Origin of the sequence: Gordonibacter sp. (assembly GCF_036667095.1) — a bacterium.
Taxonomy (GTDB): Bacteria; Actinomycetota; Coriobacteriia; order Coriobacteriales; family Eggerthellaceae; genus Gordonibacter.
The window spans coordinates 1683-22540 of record NZ_JAVWUP010000015.1; the positions used below are offsets into that span (position 1 = coordinate 1683).

Below are 20858 nucleotides of genomic sequence, written 5' to 3' on the forward strand. Positions count from 1 at the left end.
CTAGGGTAAGGCCTTGGCGGTCTTACCCTAGTCGCACGCCGTCCGGCACCTCGCGTTCGGGCACGGCGAGAGCCGGAAGGATGCCGTCTTCGTAGCCGATATCGTAGATCATGCCCTCCGACAGCTCGCCCGCCATTTTGCGCGGTGCCAGATTGACCACGAAAAGCGCCTGCCGACCTTCGAGCTCGCCTTTGCAGTCGTCGCGCTCCTCCTTCATACCCGAGAGGATCGTACGCATGAACCCGCCGAAATCGACGGTCATCTTGATAAGCTTCTTCGAGCTCGCCACGTCGTCCACCGCAACGATACGGCCGACTCGGACATCGATCTTGTCCAAGTCATCAAGAGTGATAGTAGGTTTTACGGGCGCCGTTTCGACGGTCTGGCTCATAAGGGGTTCCTTTCTAGGGCGAACGCTTCAAGAGAGTGCCGTATTCAGCTTACGAACGATACCAAGCAACTGCCGCTTCTCCACATCATCGAGCACGGAAAGCGTTTCCCGGGCAAACACGCACTGCTCCGCACGCGCCGCCTGAACTTCCGCACGCCCGGCTTCGGTCAGCTCGATCAGATGGGCACAGCGAGCAGTAACCGCGTTCAGCCCTTCGACTCCAAAAGAGGAGCCGAAGGGCTTAGGAATTCCGCTGGCATGTCAGTGCATACGCCGGTTGCGAGCCGGCTGCCGCTCAGAAGGCGACTATTTCACGGCATCGGCCACCTTGCGCGCCGCGGCGGTAATGGACAGGTCGTCGACGTTCACGGTAATGTCGGCGTACTGCTCGTAGAGCGGCTTGCGTTCGTCATACAGATCGTGCAGGCTCATGCCGATACCGCCCTTCAACACCACGCCGCGCTCCTGAAGGTCGCTCAAGCGGCTGACCAGCTCGCTATAGGAGATCTGCAAATACACAACGCGCCCGATCTCCCCAAGATGCTTCATGGCATCGTCGGAGTACACGGCACTACCACCCGTGGCTATGACGGAGTTATCGGCACACAGATCGCTCAGTATCTCGTTTTCCACCTGGATGAAGCCTTCGGGACCGCAAGCGTCGATCAGCTTCTGCAACGTCTTGTCGCACTGGCTCTGGATAACCAGGTCGGCATCGACGAAGTTGAGGTTCATGATCTTGGCCAGCACGATACCCAACGTCGACTTGCCCGCACCGGGCATGCCGATCAGGACTATATTGTTCCGCTCTTGCTCCATGATGCCTCCTCTAAGGTCGGTTCGACGACTGCGGCAGGGTCGGTGTCCCCGGTTGCAACCGCAACGGGAGCCTGCACGGAAACCACCGCGCCGCCAGGTGTTTCCACTTCCACGGCAGGGATACCGTCATCCTGCCCGCGCTTCAGCGGAAACACTTCGCTCACCACTATAGCAACGAAAATGAGTGCGAAGCCGCCCACAAGGCGAAGCCCTACCTCTTCACCATACAGCAGCACGCTGAACAACACGCCGAACACCGATTCCAGGCTCAGGAACAGCGATGCCTGCGCCGGCGGCACATGGGCCAGCGCCACGTTCTGGATAACCAGGGCAATACACGAGGCGAACACGACCAAATACGCCATATTCATCCAGAACGATGGCGTGAGCGCACTAGGCGGCGGCAGCGTCTCAAAGCCCATACCATAGGCAATGCCGCACACGCCCCCTACGACGAACTGGAACGTCGTGAGCACCAGCACATCGTTGGTTTGGGAAAACTTCGACACGTACACGATATGCACGGCAAACAACAACGCCGACACCAGCGTCATCAGGTCGCCGTAGCCCATGGCAAGCTCGCCGAGCGATCCCTGCAGCGACACTAGACCGATGCCGACCACGCAGAGCACTGCCGCCAGAAGGTTGAACGCCGTAGGGCGCTTGCGTGCGATGATCCACCAGGCAAACGGCACGATAACGCAGTACGTAGCGGTAAGGAACGCGTTCTTGCCGGGCGTGGTGTGGTCCAGCCCGATGGTCTGCACCCAGAACGCCAAATAGCACAGCACGCCTAGGATAATACCCTTCACCAGGTAGTCTTTGCGCACCTCCGTCGCAAAGGCCACCTTAATGCGCCGGAAGAACAGCACGAGCAAGATGGCGCCCGTCGCCAAGAAGCGAAAGCCGATAAGGTAAGCCGGCTCGAGAACATCGACGGCGTCTTTCATAACGACGAAACTCAGGCCCCAAATAATGGTGGCCACCACCAAGAGGGCTTTATAGGCCCCCGTTGGAATACGATGCGTTATGCCAGCGAGTTTTTCCACAGCGGCCCATTATAGGGTGACAGGTTCGCAAAGGAAAGGGGCGGCTACCCCTCTCACCTTTTCGAGGCCTCGAATGCATCTCCCGCCGCTCGTCCCGACTCTTCGCGGCCCAATCGCCGCGCAAACACGACGAACACACCGAGCGCCAGCAAAGCAATGACCGCAACCACCACATAGACCGCGAAGTCGCCGTTGGCCGCACCGCCTACGTCGCGTGCGGAAGCCGCAGCCAGCGAACTCAGCACCGCCGCAGGCGCCATAGTGAAGTTCGCAAGCGCCAGATTCTCGGGATACCGTCCCGGCCCGTACTGGCCGAGCGTGAATGCCGAGGATATCACCGGGATGCAACCGTACGAGAACCCCACCAAAAGCGCGCCAGCCACAAAGAGCAAGGGAACCTGCATGCCCGGAGCAAACGACAGAGCAAGCGCCAAGGCTCCGGCCAATGCCGAGAGCGAAGAAATCGCCACGACCAGGCGCAAGCCGCATCGATCGTACACCATGCCGATAACGATACGTGCAAGACCGTTCGTCGTAGAAACGAGCCCTACCAGTAGCGTTGCAAAACCTGCCTCAAGGCCCACGGCAAGCGCTGCGGGCTTAGCATCCCCGATGATAATAAGGCCAGCGCACAAAGCGCAGGTAGCCCAAATGCAGTAGATCCAGAACAAGGGCGAACGCGCTGCCGACGCGCTCTCCCCCGCAATCACCTTGACGGAACCTCCCTCGCGGCGATCAACCCGCGTAGCAGGCGGCCTTTCCATCGCCGAGGCTTTTGCAGAAGCCGCCTGCGCGCGCCCTTTCGGCTTGATGACCAGCGCCGTCACGCCAATCACTAGCGCGATGAGCGTCGCAAGCACCAAAAACACTGCCTTCCACCCCACCATGTCGATGCCGGCGGCCGCTGCCGTTCCCAAAATGAGCCCGCCCAAGCCGAAGCCCATCATAAGCGCGCCCGAGGAAAACCCGATACGATCGGGAAACCAGGCATTCACCGTGGAGATGATGACGTTGTAGGCGATACCGCACCCCCCGCCGCACAGCACGCCGTAGCTCACATAGAGCAGCAGCAGGCCGCCGGCATCAATCAAAAGCGCCGTGGATGCGAACCCACCAACAAGCAAAGCGCCTGCAATCAACAATGCCGGCTTGAACGACAGCTTCTTGTTGAGCCGGGCACCGAGGAGGCCCCCCGCGCAGAACCCGATGATGGAAATGGTGAACACTAGTCGCATGCTCTCCCGATCCCACCCGTATTCCTGCCCAATAGGAGCCGAAAAGTTCGACCATGAGTAAATGAGGCCGAGGAACAGCAGCGACAGCACCCCTGCAGCAAGATAGCGCATGCGATGGTTCATGGGGTCCTCCTTGATCTAACCAGTTGCCTACAATGCTAGAACACGCGCAAGGCGCCCTTTTTCAACACCAAAGACACGGTGGTTCCCTCGCCCACCGCACTCTGCACTTCCATGTGGGTGTCGGAGCCGAAATAGCCACGAATACGATCATGCACGTTCTTCACGGCGATACCCAATCCCGTGGACGACTCGGGATGCAGGATGTTCTGGCGCGCATCTTCGGCCATACCCACGCCGTCGTCTGCCACACGCACGATAACGTCGTCGCCGTCCACAACACCGGTCACCCGGATAGTCAGCTTGCCTTCGGAGGGCATAGCATGGCGCACTGCGTTTTCTACCAGCGGCTGGATAAGGAAAGGAGGCACCATCATGTCCTCGACCGCCGGCTCGATATCCACCTCCATGGCAACACGGTCCTCGCCGAAACGCGCGATCTCGAACGCGAAATAGCGCTTCGTCTGTTCCATCTCGCGAGCGAACACGATGAGGTCGGCCGAGTCTTCCAGCGTACGCCGGTAGAACACGGCGAATTCACGTAGCAGAACCCGCGCTTTTTCCGGATCGGTGCGGATAAGCGAGGCGATGGTGTTGATGGTGTTGAACAAGAAATGCGGGTTGATCTGGCTTTGCAGCATCTTCAATTCCATGCGGGTAGCCAGCTTCGTCTGCTCTTCCAGCGCTGCAGCAGCCATCTGCGTGGACAGCAGCTGGCCGAAGCCCTCCGCAATGGACTTCTGCGTCTCGCTGATATGGCGGGCACGGCGATAGTAGAACTTCAGCGTGCCCTCGACGGTTCCACTGACCACCAACGGAACGATGATGGCAGCCTGTATAGTGGAGGTGTCCGACGGAAACCCGATATCCTCCGGCGTAAACAGAATGCGCCCGTTGCCATCTGACAAAGTGGCATGCGTGGCGTGCGTGCGAATGGCGCTCCCCGCCTGGCTGTCGGCTTCCTCGAAACCGGCATAGCCCAAGATCACGTCCTTGTCGGTAATGGCCACCGCTATAGCGGCCGTAGAGGGTAGCAGCAGCTTGCAGATCTGCTGTGCGGCCTCATTCGTCATGCCCTCGTTCATGCAGTCGAGCGTCTGGCTGGCCAGACGCAACATGGCGTTGGACTGACGGGCCCGCACCGAATCGGGGTCCATGAGCAGGCGAATAACGATGACCAGGGATAACGTGAACACGATGCCCGCTACGATAAGTATCGCAATGTTGCGGTACGGCGAAATCGACGACCAGATGAGCACCAACCCCGACACCGCCGTGATGGTGAACATGAACATCTCCAGCGTGAAGAAGCGCGGCAGCGCGGGCCGAGTTTCCGTCGTTTCCTCTTTCAAGGGAGCCTCCTTCGTGGGGTAGGCAACCATCCTACCAGCAACAAGCAGCAGATGCACGCACGAAGCACGGGGAAGGTGCCATTGGCAGCGCCTGCGCAACCTCAGCCTAGGATGCCCAGTTCGTTTACCACCAGGAGCGCTGCGGCCACCAGGAGGAAGCCGCCGAAGATGAAGCGCAGCGTGCGCTCGGGTACCTTGCGCACCAAACGGGCACCTACCATAGCACCGGGAATCGAGCCGACGGCCACGGCGATGCCGGCAGCGTAATCGATGTTCCCCAGCAAGCCCTGCTCGATAACGCCAGGAACCGCAAGGATCATGACCGCAATAAGCGAGGTACCGGAAGCCTGCCTCATGGTGATGCCCACCAGCGATAACATAAGCGGCACCATAATAAAACCGCCGCCCACCCCTACGTACCCCGATGCCACGCCCGCTCCCAAACCTATAGCCACGCCGATAAACAATTGCTTGCGTGTAAGCTTGAGAGGAGCCGGGTCCTCCGCCGCGCTCCGAGTCGCCGCCTCTCCCGCGGCATCGCCCTGGATGTCGGCGTCCGCGTTCGCGGAAGCATCCGCCAAATCTTCAACAGCTTCCGCAAAGCCTGTCGCAGCAGCCCTAGGGTCAGGCGAATCCGCCCCGACGGCACAAGAGGGGGCATCGCGGGGAGCGACAGCCTTTTCGGACTTCATGCTCCAAGCTTTGCGCAGCATATTGAACGCAGAATAACCGATGATGAGGGCTGCAGCCAGCATGACCATCCACGCTGGCGAGATATGCGCAAGCCACACGCCCAAAGCCGACGTGCATGCACCGCCCAGGCCTGCGGCAATGCCCAGCGACGGCACGCAGGTCTTGTGCCGCAGGTGCGACGCCGCGCCCGATATCGACGTGGGAATAATGGTGAACAGAGACGTGGCCGTGGACATAAGGGGGCTCATGCCGAAAAGAAGGCGGAATATGGGCACCAGCACCGTGCCGCCGCCGATGCCCAGCATGCCCGACAGAATACCGACGCCGATGCCGACAAAAGCGGGCACAACAAACGACAGGAAGATGTCCATGGGAGAGCCTGCGATTCCTCAAAGTCCTACGGTAGTTTTCATTTCACAGTGTAGCCGAAGACCGCAGCGGAAAAATCGCGAAGGGCATCCCCTTCGCGATCGTCACACAGTTGTTTCCCCCGAAACGCTACTCGGCTATGTTCAGGCGGATCTCACTCGTTGCACCCGGGTCGATACCCGCGGCAGTGGCAGCAAGGGCCGCCGACTGACGGGGAGAATCGACGCCCAACTGGCGCTGCGCAGCAGACTGCACGAGCGCGGTACGCAGTATCTGGTCCTTCTCCATGCGGGCCATGAGCTCGGGCCAGACGAATTGAAACTCGAAGTATTTCGAGCAGTTGCGCTGGGCATACGTAGTAGCCTCGCCAGTAGCCGCCTTCGCAGCCTTGCGATAAGCTTTCTTGTCGGGACGCGCCAAGCTGCGCAGGAATGCCGTCAGACGAATGCGCCGCGTGATACCCGGCTCCAAAAAGGGGCCCGGATAGGGCTCGAGCGACGACGGTTTCACCTGCAAAAGGTCGATCTGCGTGCGACTGTACTCCATCTTGCGGTACTCGTAGAGCCAACGGAAAATATCCTGGCGAAAGCGCGTACCCTCGCTCTCGGTCTCAGGCGGCAGATGGCGCAGGCTCCACTGGTTGTCCAACCAGATATCCGAGCCGTACATACGCAGGTCCAGCATGTAGTCCAAGTCTTCGCCGCGCGCGATCCACGGATCGAACGACAAGCGCTTGAAGGCCTCTTTGTGCAACACCAGGCAGCCACCGCATACATGGTTCGAGCGCGAGAGGCGCGGACCGTGCATGGCCTTGTTCATCATCTTGTTGAACGCCTTGCCCTGCTGCCAAAAGTGGTTGTACCACTTGTCCTGGCTCTTCGACAAAAACGTGCCCTCGGAGTTGAAATAGTAGCCCGTCTTGGCCAGGATAGGGATGCCCTTCTTGGTGAGCTTGCCTAGGCCGTACATGGCCTTTTGCAAAAACTCCGCATCATCCACGATTTCGTCGTCATCCAGGAACACCACCGAGTCGTAGCCCAGCGTGTTAGCCACCACAAGCCCCAAGTTGCGCACGGCACCGTAGCCCGCTAGGCCGATCTCCTTGGACAGCTTGCCCAATCCCAACTGCTCCATGCGCTGCTGGATAAGGCCCAGCTCGGGCGCGCCGATAACGGCGATGTTCAGTGACGGGTACTGGGCAGCCTGCGTCTGCACCTTTTCCGCAGCCTGATTCTCGATGGAAGGCTCGCTGATCACCAGAATGACGATCTGCCCGACACCGCGTACCTTCTGCAGCGAGTGCAGCAAGCGCGGCAGCTCGCCCGGCTGCGTGACAGGAGTGGTGTGGTCGTAAGTGGTCAGCACGCTGCCGCCTTCTTTGCGGCGGCGCGCGGAGACGTATGTCGGTATGATGAGAACCGGGTTCATGCGCTTCCTTCTGTAGGCCTTGACCGACAGCAACCGTCGGCGTTGAGAATGGCTTATTGTACCGCTTCGCCGCCCTTTCGGCCGCAATCGCGACCGATTACACCGAATGAGCGGAGGCTACGCCTTCAGATTGCCACCCGGCTGTTTCACCACTTTAAAACGTTTGAGGGCTGTGAGCAGGGGAAGGCCGAGCACATACATAACCAGTGCCTCGCCGATACCGGTAGAAACCAGGCCGAACAGGTACATGGGCAGGTACGCTCCGTCAAGCGCGATGCTGGTGAAGGGGATGGTGTAGAATCCCAAGCCTTGCAGCAGCAGCGGCAGATAGGCCGGCACGATAAGCGCATTGGCGATGACGGGGCCCAGCAACGCGAGTTTCGGACGGCTGCGCATCTTCCAGCACCACAGAGCGCCCAAGAACGTTGCCAGGCTGCCGAACGCCACGTCGAGCATGCCCAGCGCACCCGTACCGTTCACCGCCAAGGCAATGAGGTTCGCTACGATGCAGCCCACCGTAAGCCCCGGCACGGCCGCCGGCGTCAGCACGGCAAGCACGCACACCGCTTCCGAGATACGGAACTGCACCGGCCCCCACGCCAGCCCCTGCAACAGCAGCAGGGCGATAAGCGTGGCAGCGGCGTACACAGCTGCAATCATGCCTGCCTGCGCGACGTACGACGATCTTCCCTTGTCCATGGGATGCTCCCTGTCTCCACGCGGCTCTTGCCGCGGGCTTTGGGCAACGAGTAAACCGCGGATGCAGGGCCCAACGATGCAAACACGGAGCTTGATAACAAGGCACGCAAAGCGCCCGCTATCGAAGCCGAAAGGGAGTATAGCAGACAGAACCCGGAAAAGCGCACCGTTCGCACCTCCGACAATTCGCGCTCCGCCAATCACAAGAACTCCCACAAGAACGACGTTGCGCGCAAGCCTGCCGAACGACCAAGACGACAGCAAGCAACGAGAAGCTCACTGATCTCTGTTCGTCGCAGGGCAAAATCGGGGTTTACGCTTTATACTGGCATCATGGAGATTTCAGTAGCTGCGCCCGCAGTACACCAGGGGATAGAGGAAAGCACCGGGGAGTCGTCTTGCGAGGCGCTTGCCTTGCTGCGAGAGAGCATCGGCTTGCGCCGGTTCGCTACGGTGGACGGCCACGCGCTCTATCGGTCGAGACAGCTCAACAACCTATCTGCTACCGATGTCGAAGCGCTCTGCGAACTGGGCATCGTTGACGTGTACGACCTGCGGAAACCTGCCGAGCGCGCAGCGTGCGAACGACCGTCCTGCGCCGAGAACCCGCCGTTTCGCCTCCAGGTGATCAGCGGCGACCTGCAAGGCGACCCCTTGCGCACGCAACTGCACCGAGCGCAGAACATCGCCCGCGCCTACGGCCTTCCCGGCGAGCGCATGACCAACCTGTACGCGATAATGGCACGCCACGGAGATTTACTGCGCGAGGCCATCGACCCGTTGCTGCACCCCACGGCACCCGCCCTTGTCCACTGCGTGAACGGCAAAGACCGCACCGGTATCGTCTGCGCCTGTATCCAGCGCCTGATGGGATTCGACAGCACGTCCATTGTCCAGGACTACTTGGTCACCAACCAGCTGAACGCCCCGATGAACCAACGCGACCTAGCCGCGCTCGCAAAGCGTCTCGAGCCCGACGGCTTAGCCGTCATGGCGGCCATGTTCGAGGCCCGCACCGCCTATCTCGAAGCGTTCTGGCAAACCATCGAAGAAGAGTACGGCTCGTTCGAGGCGTTCATGCAATAAGGGTCGGCAACGCCCCAGAACAGCTGAGAGCCTCGCTTGAAAGAGGGAGATCAAGCGAGGCCTCTATAGGGGTAGGACGTGTTATTCCAAGCTTACGACACGTGGAACTCTAGCGTCGCCGCAAGCGGGGAAACCAAACCATCGGCAGTTTTCGCCCGAACCGTCATCTGATAGTCGCCTATCTGATCGAACGCCGTAGTGAACTGCCAGTTCACCCATTTGTCGGCAGTCGCGCCCTCCGTAGTGCACGACGTCCAGGTACGTCCGTCGTCAAAAGAGAACTCGATGGCCGCAATAGGGCTGCCCAAGTCGTCAGCAACCCCTTCGAACGTGATCTCGTCACCGACGGCAAACGTGCAGTCATCGGCGTAGTTAAGCAGATTGATCTTGTTGCGGTAGCAGGGATCGACCGTCTGCACATCAGGCTCTTCAGCCTGGCGAGTCAATTCGATATCGGTGATATTGCGGGTAAAATAGCGCGCCACCGTCTCCGGCATCCACAGCTGCAAGCTTGAACCGTCGGCCGTACTCGTCAGCTCCTGCCCGTTGACCTGGTAGACCAGCATGGCATTCTGATCCAGCGCGTAGCGCAGCGGAAGTGGCTGGCCGAACCCATCGGCACCGTACGCCGTGATGGTGTTCACGCCGTCTTCCAGATCTGCCATCTCGACGATGGACGCCAGAGGGATGCCCAGTACGGCAGCCTGGCCGAACGGTGCTCCCGTGGCGCAGGAGCAGGCCATAAGCATCTCCTGGCTCGCATCTTCCGAAAGCTCGCTCACATCTATCGAGAAGTTCTTCTTGATATGGCCGCCCACGTTCACATAGAAGTTGGCAACGCCTTCGGCCTTGTCGGTCAGCTCAACGGCCGGCTTGGAGCACATCGAGGTGAGCGCTGCCCCAAACACGTTGAACAACTCGTCGTTGGGAGTAGTACCCAGCTGGTTGAACACGAAAGTCCCCTGGACATCCGAGGCTTTGACGAGCGAATCGTCTCCCAAATCAAGCCACGAAGCCTCGAGCGTGTTGGCGTTGCGCGTATGCGTCGAGCCCGTAGGGGCATCCGATGCGTCGGCGGCAGCCGGGTTCATCGCGTTCAGGGCAAGCCCCGAACCGGAGAGCAGCAGCACCGCTCCGGCCGCTCCGGCGAACACCTTGCGGTTTCGTTGTATCATCTCCATCACCCTCGCTTACTTCTGCTCATGCGCAGTTGCATCTGCGGATTGGTCAACCTTGATAACCTGATCGCCTGACGGCATCTGGTCCTTTGCATTGACCAGCACTTCATGAGCGCGGTAGCTCACATCGCCGTCCACCGTGGTGCCGCGAACGCTCAGCACGTAAGCGCCTTCCTTCTCAGGCGTGAACGCGAAGTTCCACCAGACCCATTTCGCCGTATCCACGTCGCCCACCTCATAGGCTGTCCACGTTTTGCCGCCATCCATGGAGAACTCAACAGTCTTCATCTTGTGGTCGAATGCATCGGCATAGCCGCTAAACGTATAGGGCTGCCCGTTTTGGATAACGAGGCCCTCGGGGGCATCGCAGATGGTCACGTTAGGACGGTTGACGTGCGCATCTTCTTGGTTGACCTGGCCGCACACACGCTCGTCCATAACGTCGGCAGATACGGTGTAGCCGCTGATCTGCTTGGAGAATATCTGCGCATCATAGGTTTCTTGCCAGTGAGTCACCGGGAAACCGCGGCGGGCATCCAGGTACTCCCCGCCCATCTTGTACACCAGATAGCCCTTGTCTAACATGGCCATGTCGAAGCCGCTGCGCGACGATCCGTCAGCGCGGATGGCACGCACGCTGTTGGTTCCTTCCGTATAGCCCCCGGCCTTCTCGATGAGCCAGCTTACCGGAATGCCCGTAATCTCAACCTGGCCGATACCGCCGCCACCGATGGGATTGAGCTCGCACACCATTTTGGACGGCTTGGTCACCACGATGCCCGCCTTCTCGGCCTCAGCCACCAAATCGGGAAGCTTGACGGTATAGGGCTTGTTCACGTTGCCGTCGATCGTGATCTCCCATTCATCGAACATGCTCTGGGGAAGATCAATGTCGAGTCCTGCGGGGCTGCACGCATAGCGCATGTGGTCGTAATAGCCATGGACGAAGTCGTAGCTGTACAGCTCGTCCATCTTCTGCACCTTGTCTTGGGTAAGCGAGAAATCGCCCGTCACGTTCTCCACTTTGTTGATACCCTGCAAGGCGTCGTACTTCACGTTGTCCCACAGCTGCATGCCATTGCCATCACCCGTGGAATCGTGGCACGACTGACAACTGCCGTCGAAGCCCTTGGTGAACTTGGGGTTGTTACGCGTGTTGGAATGGATACCGTGCATCAGGCGGCCGAAGTCGTCTCCGTTGTCCCGATGGCACGAAATGCACTGGTTTACATCGCTGTAGGTACCTAGCGCATCGTTTTCGAGAACCGCGTGCTTGTACTCCATTCCCATGATGGTGGCGTTCAGATCGACATGACATCCGCTACAACCGCGGTTGTCCGCGTCGAGATAGTACGTGTTGTAGGAAATTGTCCAACTCTGCTGCATCCAATGGGGGCATTCATACTCAGTCGGGGTGCGCTGCACCAACTGTCCGTTGGGATACTCCAGTATCTTCGGAGCATAGTCTTCCGCTATCTGGTCCCATTTTTCGTAATTCTCAACAATGTATTCCTTGCCGGGATACTGGACGTCGCCGTCCGGCTCGCCACCCCTCACGATCTCGTTCGCAGTCGATGCCGAGTCTGCCGCCAAAGCTGGCACAACGGCCCCGCATACGGCAATGACAAGGCAGGCACCTAGGCCGCCTAGGGCAATTTTCAAGCGTTTTCTTCTCATATTCTCCTCCATTTCTCGTCATGCACCGACACTGAGACTCCGCGATGACTCCTTTCGCCTTCCTTCCGATGGGACGTCGGGCACGTTCGCAAAACACCGTAAAGGCCAACGACCTCGCTCGCCATCAACGTAACCGGGTGAACTACCATCTGCACCTACCGCACTATCCCCCGGTTCGGTTGATGTGGTCGGCCCCCGCTTCGCGTATCATCACCATCGCGTATAATGGACCTGCCGTAGAGAGGGGCTCATGCTGCCGAGCGCAGCAATACCGAAAGACGTTGAAACGAATCGCACGAAAGGGGGATGCCTGTGCTTAACGCTGTGCGCGCAAATCGTTGTGCTGCGCTCGCAGCCCTCGGACTGAGCATCAACCTGCTTTGGTGCACGTTGGCAGGACACGCCGTAGGATTTTCCGCACTTCCTCATGATCTGGGGCTGCCCTTTAATCCTCGCCTCTTCTTCCTGTTAGGCATCTGTATAGTCGGCATCTCCTTCGTCGCAGCGCCGCGCCTTTTGCGCAAGCATGACCGACCGCTCTCGTTAGTGCTGCCCTTCGCATCGTCGATGGGCACGGCATGCTTTGCCCTTGCGGGAAAGCAGAGCCTCTTCGAGCCGGCCGTGCTGTCCGCCGTCGGGCTCATCGCGTTCGGCATCGGCTACTTCTGGATCGTCGCCCGCTACAACCTGCTCCTTGCACGAACTCAGCCCTTCGCCTACGCCACCTGGTGCATAGTCATCGCGCTCGCATTGGAAATGCTTGCGCTTCCTCTGTTCGAATCGCTTATTCCGCCCGTATGGCAGGTTGTAATTGCTACCGCGCTGCCAATCGTGTCCGCGCTGCTGTACGAAAGGGCACGCCGTGCCGCCATTGCGCATCCGCCCCTTGAATCAAAAAACGAGACAGGTCATGCGCGAGAAGAAGCGAGACCGTGTTCAGCGGGCATTCCAAAGCTACCGCGACGCGCCGCACTTCCTCTCGGAAAGGGAGGCAAGCGGAGCTTGGCGGTGCTCATCGTTGCAGCTTCAATACTCCTGGCGACCGTACGGTCATTCAGCTCGATAGGCCTCTGGGGAGAAAACCCTTCTTCAGCAGCGAATCCCTTGCTCGATTTCGGCTACTGGGTAATCTCAACATCGCTCTTGGCGCTGTTCGCCTACGTGGCGCTCGTCAAGACAACGGGCTGGCCGTTGAAATCCAGGTTTCAACCTGCCTTCATCGTCGTTATCGGAGGACTGTTCCTTGTAGTATCCCAACAATCGATTGCCGGATCTTCGTCCTCACTCGTCAACGAGCTCATGCGTCTCGATGACTCCTGTGCACACCTTCTGTTCTGGATGGCGGTTATCACCGCCATGGACGCTCTCGCGACGCCCTCTTACCGCATCATGGGCATAGCGGCCATCGGCTACGCCACAAGTTCGATTCTTTGGGTTTTGCTGTTGAGCAGCGGAACTGCCATAAACGGCGTTATCGCGCTCGTCGCTGTGTACGGTCTCACCGTTGTGGCCATGCACAGCGAATGGGTCGGAGGCTCGGCGAGTCGAGCGTCAGACGAAATCGATCCTCGGAAACCACACGCCGACGACAACGAGGAACGTCAGAGCGCCCCACTCAACCCAAGCCTCCAGGAATCTCTCTCCGGCAAGCAGGTAACCCGCATTATCACCAGCCGCTGCGAGGACCTCGCCGCTCGCCGCAAGCTGTCTCCTCGTGAAACCGAGATATTCATCCTGCTTGCCCAAGGTCGTACGCGAACCCTTATTCAAGAAGAGCTTGTCCTGGCAGAAAACACCGTCAAGACGCATATATCCCATATTTACGCGAAACTCGATGTCGGAAACAGGCAAGACATGATGGGCCTTGTTTTGGACTCATCTGAGGAAAACGAAATCGCTCGGCCCTAGATCCTCAGTCGCAAAGAGGCCCCGCGCAAGCGAGGCCTCTTCAAAGTCAACACAGATGACGCGTCCATCGAGCCGGAAAGGGCTTTCAGCCTGGACGCTAACGCAGCAAAAATGCGTTACCGCTCGTCCATCGCCACATAGGGACGCACGCCGCTGCGAGTGGATTTGTACGCGGGGCGGATGATGCGCTTGCCGGATACGATCTCCTCGAAGCGATGCGCTGCCCAGCCGGACATGCGCGCACACGCGAACAGCGGAGTGAACAGGTCCTCGGGGATGCCCATCATCGAATACACGAAGCCGGAGTACATGTCCACATTCGCGCACATGTCCTTGGCCGTGCCCTTTTCGCGCAGGATGACCTCGGGTGCCAAACGCTCGATGCTCTCCAACAGGTGGTACTCGGCCTCGTACTCGGTACCCGTTGCCAGCTTCTCCGCAAACTGCTTGCAGATGATGGCGCGCGGGTCGGATTTCGTGTACACGGCATGGCCCATGCCGTACACCAGGCCCGATTTGTCGTAAGCTTGCTTGTTCACCAGCTTCGCCAGATAGTCGGCAACCTGGCCTTCGCTCGACCAATCGGCCACGTTCTCCTTGAGGTCCTTCTGCATAGCCAGCACCTGGTGGTTGGCCCCGCCATGCTTCCAACCCTTCAGCGAACCGATGGCGCCGGCGTACGTGGAATACGGATCGGTATCCGACGAGGTCAGCACACGGGTGACGAACGTGGAGTTATTGCCGCCGCCGTGCTCGGCATGCAAGCACAACATGATGTCCAGCATGCGTGCTTCCTCCGCCGTGAACTGGCGGTCGGGACGCAGCATGGACAGGATGGTCTCGGCCGTGGACTGGCCCGGAACAAAGCGGTGCATGATCATGGACTCGTTGTTGTAGCGGGCGCGCTTGGCAAAGTACGTCAGCACCATAATACGCGGCAGGCGCGAGATCAGCGAGATGGCCGTATGAACCTCATGCTGAGCCGAACGGTCTTCGGCGCTCTCGTCATAGGCGTACAAAAGCAGGATCGTACGCGCCAGCACGTTCATGATATCGGGCGGCGTGTCGCGCATGATCATGGACGCGGTGAAGCCGTCGGGCAGTTCGCGCTCGGCATCGAGAGCCGCAATAAAGCGATCGAGCTGCTCCTGCGTGGGCAACTCGCCCATAAGCAGCAGGTAGGCCACTTCTTCGAAGTTGAACCGACGTTCGGCAGAATCGTCTCCCAGCAGATCGTACACGTCGTAACCGCGATAGCGCAGCGATCCTTCGTCAGCAACTTTCTCGCCGTCGGACACGACGTAGCCGTGCACGTTCGCGATATTCGTAAGCCCGGCCACCACACCGGTGCCGTCGGCATTGCGCAGCCCCCGTTTCACGTCGTACTGCTCGTAGACCGATGGATCGATAGAGTTGATAGAGGTGAAGTTCTCGTAGAGTGCGATCTTATGCTCGTCTTGCATGCAAACCTCCCTGCTCTTGGATGGCGCCCGATCCGTCGCCTCCCTTGGAGATGCGCCCGTACCGCCTCACCGCTTATGCGGTCAGGCGAGTCGGCTACCCGCGCAATACCAGGCGAATGGATGGGGAATCGGATGATCGTCCGTTCGTGCTTTAGCATGATAAAGCCTTACCATGCTCCTTAGAAGCACTTTCCGGCGAATAGCAGAGAGAATACGAAAGATCGGCCGTTGTATAAACGACAAGGGAGGATATTGCGATCTGCGGAATCTACTGCTCGTCGTCCTCGGATGCGGAAACGTCGTTGCTCACGTGCATCAGGAGATCCCCCGGCTGACAGCCTAGGCTCTCGCATAAGGCATCGAGCGTAGAGAAGCGGATCGCGCGGGTTTTACCGGTCTTGATACGCGACAGATTCACACTGGTAATGCCTACGCGCGCCGCAAGATCGTTTCCATTCAAACTCGAAGTTCTCATAACCCGATCGAGTTTCACTTGAATAGTCACAACTAAAACCTTTCGACTCATGTAATCTCACAGAGACATCGTATCACTTTTTTCGGCGAAACGAGAAAGCTGATACTTTTGCACATAATCATCTACCTCATCTTCCTTTTTGGCAACCCCGCGAATAGGGTCATTGCCACGAGAGGCAGGGTAAAACAGAGGAAGCCTTCACCGCTCGTTGATGGTTTGGCTGCGAGTATCCGGGGCATTCGGGCGATAGCCTAACCATAGCCTAAAAATGGTAGCCTAAAAATCAACTTTTTTCTCACTTCTGAAAAATAGTCGTTGACAGAACCGGCCATTGCTGGCAGAATAGCTTTTGCTGTTTCGACGTGCGCCGTTACCTCAGCTGGATAGAGGGACTGACTACGAATCAGTACGTCGGGGGTTCGAATCCCTCACGGCGCACCACTTTAACAGCCTTTTTTGTTTGTGGACAAAAGCCACAGGCAACTTGTCCGCAACGACTGGAAACAGCACGTGCGGCTTTTTATTGTAGAAGGGAAGGAACGTACTTGAAGGTTCGAAAATCGAAACCTCACAGTAAGTAGTTCTCCTTCGATTCTCCCCCTGTCGGCAGTCGAAGGACGACTGCGACGCTCGCTGGTTTGACCTCACGAAACACCGCGCCCTGGCACTTTTGCGTTCATCTGCGCGACGTTCACGCCAAACCAAGCCACGAGCCTGACGGCAAGGGAAAACAATATGCTCTATCTGTCTCAAATGATGGGAAAGCCCGTCGTCGATGCCACCGGCGAGAAAATCGGTACGGTGTCTGACCTGGCAATCTCAACCGGCGAGGTATTTCCTCGCATTACCAGCCTGGCCTTCCAAGGACCGGGCAAAGTGCCGTTCATGATCTCGTGGCGCAAGTACGTCAACGAGTTCGACGAGGACGGCATCGTGCTGGACGTGCCGGCGCACGACATCCGCTTCAGCTATCTGCAACCTGACGAGGTTCTGCTTGCGCGCGACCTACTGAACCGTCAGATCGTGGATACGCAGGGCTTGAAGGTTGTGCGCGTAAACGACCTGAAGCTGTCGGTATCGGGCACGCAGCTGCGCCTGCTGGGCGCCGAAGTGGGCACGCGCGGCATCCTGCGCGGCCTGGCCCCCTGGCTCGAGCGTGCCGTCGTGGCCGTAGCCAAAGTGTTCGGCAAGCGCATCGACGAGCGCATCATCGCCTGGAACTACATGGATCTGCTGGATCGCGACCTGTCCGAAGTACAGCTTTCCGTGACCCACAAGCGCCTCGACGAGTTGCATCCCGCCGATGTGGCCGACATCTTGGAGCAGCTGGACCCCCAACAGCGCGCCAACGTATTCCAGCATCTGGACGACGCCCAAGCCACCGAGGCAATTTCAGAAATGGAAGACGAGTACCAAGCCGACTTCATCGAGGATTTGGACGATGCCCGCGCCGCCGGCCTGCTGGGCAGCATGGACCCGGACGATGCCGCCGACATCGTCCGCGACCTGTCCTACGAGAAGGCCGGAACGCTGCTGCGCCTCATGGGCGTGGAGGACGCTACCGAGATCCGCCGCCTGCTGGGCTATCAGGACGGCACGGCCGGCGGCATGATGACCACGCAGTTCGTGGCTGTGCGCAAGGACACCACGGTCGGCGAAACCATCGAAGTGCTGCGTGAGCTGCCAGAGGACCACCCCACCGTCCACTACGTGTACGTGCTGGACGAGTACGACGAATTCGTAGGCCTGCTGTCGCTGCGCACGCTTGTGCTCACCGACGATGCGAAACCGGTGGGCGAGGTCATGTTCGATGACCCCATTTCCGTGACACCCGACGAAACCGAAGAGGACGTAGCCGCCGACATCTTCAAGTACGACCTGCCGGCCATGCCCGTCGTCGACGAGCATGGCATGTTGCTGGGCATCGTCACCGTCGACGATGCGTGGGACGCCATCGAAGAGGACGTGAGTGGCGACAAAGCGAAGACCACCGCCTTGAAGGTCGTCGGCATCGTGCTGGCATCCGTCCTGTTCTTAGGCCTATACACGCTGGTGCTGCTGCAAATCCTCGGTTATCCCGGTAGGTAGCGCCATGATGACGAAAAGAAACGACTCCTTGGTCGATACCTCCTCTTCCCCCGCTCCCGGCACCAACGATTTGGAGCAACAGGAGAAAAAGAGCCCGAACAAGCTATGGCTGTTGCTGGCGGCACTCGGTCCCGGCGTGGTCACCGCCATGGCTGGCAACGACGCAGGCGGCATTTCCACCTATTCCACTGTAGGCGCAAAGTTCGGCTATGCGACGCTCTGGGTGGTCCCCCTTATGTGCGTCCTGCTGGTGGTCGTACAGATGACGGCAGCGCGCATGGGCGCCGTTACCGGCAAGGGCTTTGCCGCGCTCATCCGCGAGCGCTTCGGCATCCGGCTGACCGCGCTGGCCATGCTGGCGCTGCTTATCGGCAACGTGGCCACCACGTTCTCGGAGTTCGCCGGCATCGCCAGCGGCATGGAGATGTTCGGCGTATCGAAATACCTTTCGGTACCGATAGCCGCCGTAGCTGTATGGCTGCTGGTGGTGGGTGGCAGCTACAAGCGCGTGGAGAAGGTGTTCCTCGTGCTGTCGCTGGTGTTCGTCACCTACGTCATCGCCGCATTCATGGCAAAACCGAACTGGGAAGATGCCCTCATCAGCACCGTCGTGCCCCACGTGGTGAACGACACCAGCTTCGTATCGCTTACCATTGCGATGATAGGCACTACCATCGCGCCCTGGATGATGTTCTTCGCCCAGAGCAACGTCGTGGAAAAGGGCGTGGGCATCAAAGACTTCTTCTCGCAGAGGGTGGATGTGGTATCCGGCACTATCGCAGCATGCCTCGTGGCGTGGTTCATCATCATCACCACCGGCACGGTGCTGTTCCCACAGGGCATCCAGATCGAGTCCGCAGCCGATGCCGCCCAGGCGCTTGCTCCCTTCGCGGGGCAGTACGCCACGGCGCTGTTTGCCATCGGGTTGATAGCCGCGTCGTTTCTTGCCGCGTGTGTACTGCCGCTTACGACCTCGTTCGTGATCTGCGAGGCATTCGGCTGGGAGGCGGGCGTGTCGTTCAAGTGGAAGGAAGCGCCGCTGTTCAAGAGCATTTTCACCTTTGTCATCGCGTTCTCGGCCATCGTGGTGCTCATTCCGAGCATCGACCTTATGGGGGTCATGTTGACGGCCCAGTTCGTGAACGGCATCATCCTGCCAGTGCTGCTGGTATTCATGGCCGTCATCTCGGCGGACCGGCGCATCATGGGAAGCTACCGCACACGCATTGTGTCGCGCGCGCTTATCTGGGTGACGGTGGGAATAGTGACGGCGTTGACGGCAGCGCTTCTGGTCATGCAAGTGCTGGGCATAGAGTAAGCACCTGCAACGTCCCGAAGCAGCAAAGTAAGCGTCTTGCAGCTGAAAAGTTCAGTGCCCGCCGACCGAAGTCGACGGGCACGTTACCCGATAGGCTACGAGGTCTGCGCGAGGCGCTTTCCCTCTTCTTTGAGCCGCTCGGCAAGGAACGCACGGCCGCTTTCGCCGTCGTTCACGCTTGCAAGCAGCATGTCGATGGTCAGGCTGTCGAGGTAGGCATCGAAGCTTTCCTCGATAAGCTGGTAGGTCTGCTTGACGCCCTGCACCATAGCCCCGCCTTTGCGCGTCGAACGCTTGCTGCGCGTCGACTGCTTGGCGTCATCGTCGAGTGCAGACATTATTTGCAGCACTGTGATCTCGGACGGGTCTTTAGCCAGCCGATAGCCGCCATGCTTGCCAGGCCGGGCCTCGATAAGCCCCGCATTGCGCAGCAACTGCGCCAACTGTATAAGATAATCGCGCGGGATCGACATATCGTTTGCGATATCTTTTGAGGAGCAGGTGGTTCCCTGCGCTGCCAGGTAGAGAATGGCACGCATGCCGTAATCCGTGGATGCCTTAAATTGCACGGTTGTCTCCTAACTCGCTGCCATTTCGGAAGCGCTCGATGCTTCAATAAAATGACTGATTAATATATAAGCAAATCAATCATGTACGTCCTGCAGAGCGAAAGACGCCACAACGCAGCGTCTTGCCAAAAAATCCGCCCCGCCGTTTGCGGAGCGATCCGGGACTTCTCAAGTGTATCGAAAGCAAAAAGATTATAGCAAGGTCGTTGAGACGTTTGCATAGTAAATCGAATGGAAACGGTTACTGCCACGCAATCTTGACCTGCAGTTATCGACTGCCGTTAAATGCATCCACAAACCCAACCCAATTCGTCAACAAGCCGATGGCGGCAATGCTATACTAACTTCGTGGACACCAAAAAAGACATACGCTCAACAGTGCTTCAGCGCCGCGATACCCTGCCCGCCCGCGCACGCGCCGATAAGAGCGCCAAGGTTTGCCGCGAGGTCGAACGACGTGTGGCAGAGGCATTTGATCGCCCTTGCATCGCCGTATTCAAAGCCATGCGAAGCGAGGTAGACTTGAGCAATCTCGCTGCGTCCGCCTACGAGCAAGAATGGGATGTCTGCTTCCCCTGCATGGTGCGCGACCGCCTTTCGGATGCCGAAGAACCCTCGCGCATGGCGTTCTACCGCGTGCCCGCCGAGCGCTACGAGGAGGCTGTCGAAACCCTGATCGCCCATCCCCTGCGCTGTCGCTCTTGCAGCACGTTGGCCGCCAGCGGCTACGCAAGCGTTGAGCCCCGCGAACTCGACGTCGTAGCCGTGCCGCTGGTCGCCTTCGACGATGCCGGCAACCGCCTTGGCTATGGCGGCGGCAACTACGACCGCCTATTACCCGCCCTGCGGCCGGATGCGTTGGTTATGGGCGTCGCCTTCGAGGAGCAGCGAGTGGATGCCGTGCCCTGCGAACCGCACGACCAGCCGCTGCCCTGCATCGT

At 59.1% G+C, this 20858-nt stretch carries 18 protein-coding genes and 1 tRNA gene; 6 read left to right on the forward strand and 13 right to left on the reverse strand.

Going from position 1 to position 20858, the window contains the following annotated elements; all coding sequences use genetic code 11:
* Positions 1-22: 22 nt before the first annotated feature.
* The 8 genes from RR842_RS02930 to RR842_RS02965 form a co-directional block, all read right to left on the reverse strand.
* Positions 23-391 (reverse strand): tRNA-binding protein, encoded by a 369-nt coding sequence (locus tag RR842_RS02930; protein WP_332553364.1) that lies wholly within the window; start codon positions 389-391, stop codon positions 23-25.
* Between the two features lie 306 nt (positions 392-697).
* Entirely contained in the window at positions 698-1210 is a 513-nt protein-coding gene (locus RR842_RS02935) for a shikimate kinase (protein WP_332514787.1), read from the reverse strand.
* Positions 1186-2259 carry a DMT family transporter gene (locus RR842_RS02940; protein WP_332728945.1) on the reverse strand — a complete coding sequence of 358 codons (1074 nt, stop codon included), beginning with the start codon at positions 2257-2259 and terminating at the stop codon, positions 1186-1188. Before RR842_RS02940 ends, RR842_RS02935 begins: the two co-directional genes overlap by 25 nt.
* Before the next feature lie 53 nt (positions 2260-2312).
* The gene (locus RR842_RS02945; protein ID WP_332553366.1) at positions 2313-3617 is read right to left on the reverse strand and encodes an MFS transporter; all 1305 of its coding nucleotides are present in this window, start codon (positions 3615-3617) and stop codon (positions 2313-2315) included.
* A 35-nt stretch (positions 3618-3652) separates the two neighbouring features.
* Positions 3653-4966 (reverse strand): histidine kinase, encoded by a 1314-nt coding sequence (locus RR842_RS02950; RefSeq protein WP_332722611.1) that lies wholly within the window; start codon positions 4964-4966, stop codon positions 3653-3655.
* Between the two features lie 101 nt (positions 4967-5067).
* Entirely contained in the window at positions 5068-6030 is a 963-nt protein-coding gene (locus RR842_RS02955) for a sulfite exporter TauE/SafE family protein (protein ID WP_332728946.1), read from the reverse strand.
* Positions 6031-6157: 127 nt separating this feature from the next.
* On the reverse strand, positions 6158-7456 hold the full coding sequence (locus tag RR842_RS02960; RefSeq protein ID WP_332512557.1) for a hypothetical protein: 1299 nt from the start codon (positions 7454-7456) through the stop codon (positions 6158-6160).
* Positions 7457-7573: 117 nt separating this feature from the next.
* Complete coding sequence (locus RR842_RS02965) at positions 7574-8155, reverse strand: QueT transporter family protein (protein ID WP_332512558.1); 582 nt, start codon at positions 8153-8155, stop codon at positions 7574-7576.
* A gap of 333 nt (positions 8156-8488) precedes the next feature.
* Between RR842_RS02965 and RR842_RS02970 the strand changes: the two genes are divergently transcribed.
* Entirely contained in the window at positions 8489-9241 is a 753-nt protein-coding gene (locus tag RR842_RS02970) for a tyrosine-protein phosphatase (RefSeq protein ID WP_332728948.1), read from the forward strand.
* A 92-nt stretch (positions 9242-9333) separates the two neighbouring features.
* Here RR842_RS02970 and RR842_RS02975 read toward each other — a convergent pair whose 3' ends face one another.
* Both RR842_RS02975 and RR842_RS02980 read right to left on the reverse strand, forming a co-directional pair.
* The gene (locus RR842_RS02975; protein ID WP_332512561.1) at positions 9334-10416 is read right to left on the reverse strand and encodes a molybdopterin-dependent oxidoreductase; all 1083 of its coding nucleotides are present in this window, start codon (positions 10414-10416) and stop codon (positions 9334-9336) included.
* A gap of 15 nt (positions 10417-10431) precedes the next feature.
* Entirely contained in the window at positions 10432-12096 is a 1665-nt protein-coding gene (locus tag RR842_RS02980) for a molybdopterin-dependent oxidoreductase (protein ID WP_332565335.1), read from the reverse strand.
* A gap of 312 nt (positions 12097-12408) precedes the next feature.
* On the opposite strand from RR842_RS02980, the gene RR842_RS02985 reads away from it, so the two are divergent.
* The gene (locus RR842_RS02985) at positions 12409-14004 is read left to right on the forward strand and encodes a helix-turn-helix transcriptional regulator (protein WP_332522221.1); all 1596 of its coding nucleotides are present in this window, start codon (positions 12409-12411) and stop codon (positions 14002-14004) included.
* A 116-nt stretch (positions 14005-14120) separates the two neighbouring features.
* Here the strand turns inward: RR842_RS02985 and RR842_RS02990 are convergent, their stop codons facing one another.
* Positions 14121-15467 carry a citrate/2-methylcitrate synthase gene (locus RR842_RS02990; protein WP_332728949.1) on the reverse strand — a complete coding sequence of 449 codons (1347 nt, stop codon included), beginning with the start codon at positions 15465-15467 and terminating at the stop codon, positions 14121-14123.
* Between the two features lie 268 nt (positions 15468-15735).
* Positions 15736-15972 carry a helix-turn-helix transcriptional regulator gene (locus tag RR842_RS02995; RefSeq protein ID WP_332512566.1) on the reverse strand — a complete coding sequence of 79 codons (237 nt, stop codon included), beginning with the start codon at positions 15970-15972 and terminating at the stop codon, positions 15736-15738.
* A 334-nt stretch (positions 15973-16306) separates the two neighbouring features.
* Here RR842_RS02995 and RR842_RS03000 point away from each other — a divergent pair.
* The 3 genes from RR842_RS03000 to RR842_RS03010 all read left to right on the forward strand — a co-directional run bounded on the left by RR842_RS03000 (position 16307) and on the right by RR842_RS03010 (position 19348).
* Positions 16307-16383, forward strand: a tRNA-Arg gene (locus RR842_RS03000).
* A 294-nt stretch (positions 16384-16677) separates the two neighbouring features.
* Positions 16678-18030 carry a CBS domain-containing protein gene (locus tag RR842_RS03005; protein ID WP_332512567.1) on the forward strand — a complete coding sequence of 451 codons (1353 nt, stop codon included), beginning with the start codon at positions 16678-16680 and terminating at the stop codon, positions 18028-18030.
* A 4-nt stretch (positions 18031-18034) separates the two neighbouring features.
* Complete coding sequence (locus RR842_RS03010; protein ID WP_332728950.1) at positions 18035-19348, forward strand: Nramp family divalent metal transporter; 1314 nt, start codon at positions 18035-18037, stop codon at positions 19346-19348.
* Between the two features lie 95 nt (positions 19349-19443).
* Here RR842_RS03010 and RR842_RS03015 read toward each other — a convergent pair whose 3' ends face one another.
* Entirely contained in the window at positions 19444-19917 is a 474-nt protein-coding gene (locus tag RR842_RS03015) for an Rrf2 family transcriptional regulator (RefSeq protein ID WP_332512569.1), read from the reverse strand.
* Between the two features lie 285 nt (positions 19918-20202).
* Here RR842_RS03015 and RR842_RS03020 point away from each other — a divergent pair.
* A partial coding sequence (locus tag RR842_RS03020; protein ID WP_332728951.1) for a 5-formyltetrahydrofolate cyclo-ligase occupies positions 20203-20858 on the forward strand: 656 nt, incomplete at its 3' end.

Coding starts and splice junctions, on each gene's coding strand:
- RR842_RS02930 (WP_332553364.1), bottom strand. CDS start 391: ATGAGCCAGACCGTCGAAACGGCGCCCGTAAAACCTACTATCACTCTT.
- RR842_RS02935 (WP_332514787.1), bottom strand. CDS start 1,210: ATGGAGCAAGAGCGGAACAATATAGTCCTGATCGGCATGCCCGGTGCG.
- RR842_RS02945 (WP_332553366.1), bottom strand. CDS start 3,617: ATGAACCATCGCATGCGCTATCTTGCTGCAGGGGTGCTGTCGCTGCTG.
- RR842_RS02955 (WP_332728946.1), bottom strand. CDS start 6,030: ATGGACATCTTCCTGTCGTTTGTTGTGCCCGCTTTTGTCGGCATCGGC.
- RR842_RS02960 (WP_332512557.1), bottom strand. CDS start 7,456: ATGAACCCGGTTCTCATCATACCGACATACGTCTCCGCGCGCCGCCGC.
- RR842_RS02965 (WP_332512558.1), bottom strand. CDS start 8,155: ATGGACAAGGGAAGATCGTCGTACGTCGCGCAGGCAGGCATGATTGCA.
- RR842_RS02970 (WP_332728948.1), top strand. CDS start 8,489: ATGGAGATTTCAGTAGCTGCGCCCGCAGTACACCAGGGGATAGAGGAA.
- RR842_RS02975 (WP_332512561.1), bottom strand. CDS start 10,416: ATGATACAACGAAACCGCAAGGTGTTCGCCGGAGCGGCCGGAGCGGTG.
- RR842_RS02980 (WP_332565335.1), bottom strand. CDS start 12,096: ATGAGAAGAAAACGCTTGAAAATTGCCCTAGGCGGCCTAGGTGCCTGC.
- RR842_RS02990 (WP_332728949.1), bottom strand. CDS start 15,467: ATGCAAGACGAGCATAAGATCGCACTCTACGAGAACTTCACCTCTATC.
- RR842_RS03005 (WP_332512567.1), top strand. CDS start 16,678: ATGCTCTATCTGTCTCAAATGATGGGAAAGCCCGTCGTCGATGCCACC.
- RR842_RS03010 (WP_332728950.1), top strand. CDS start 18,035: ATGATGACGAAAAGAAACGACTCCTTGGTCGATACCTCCTCTTCCCCC.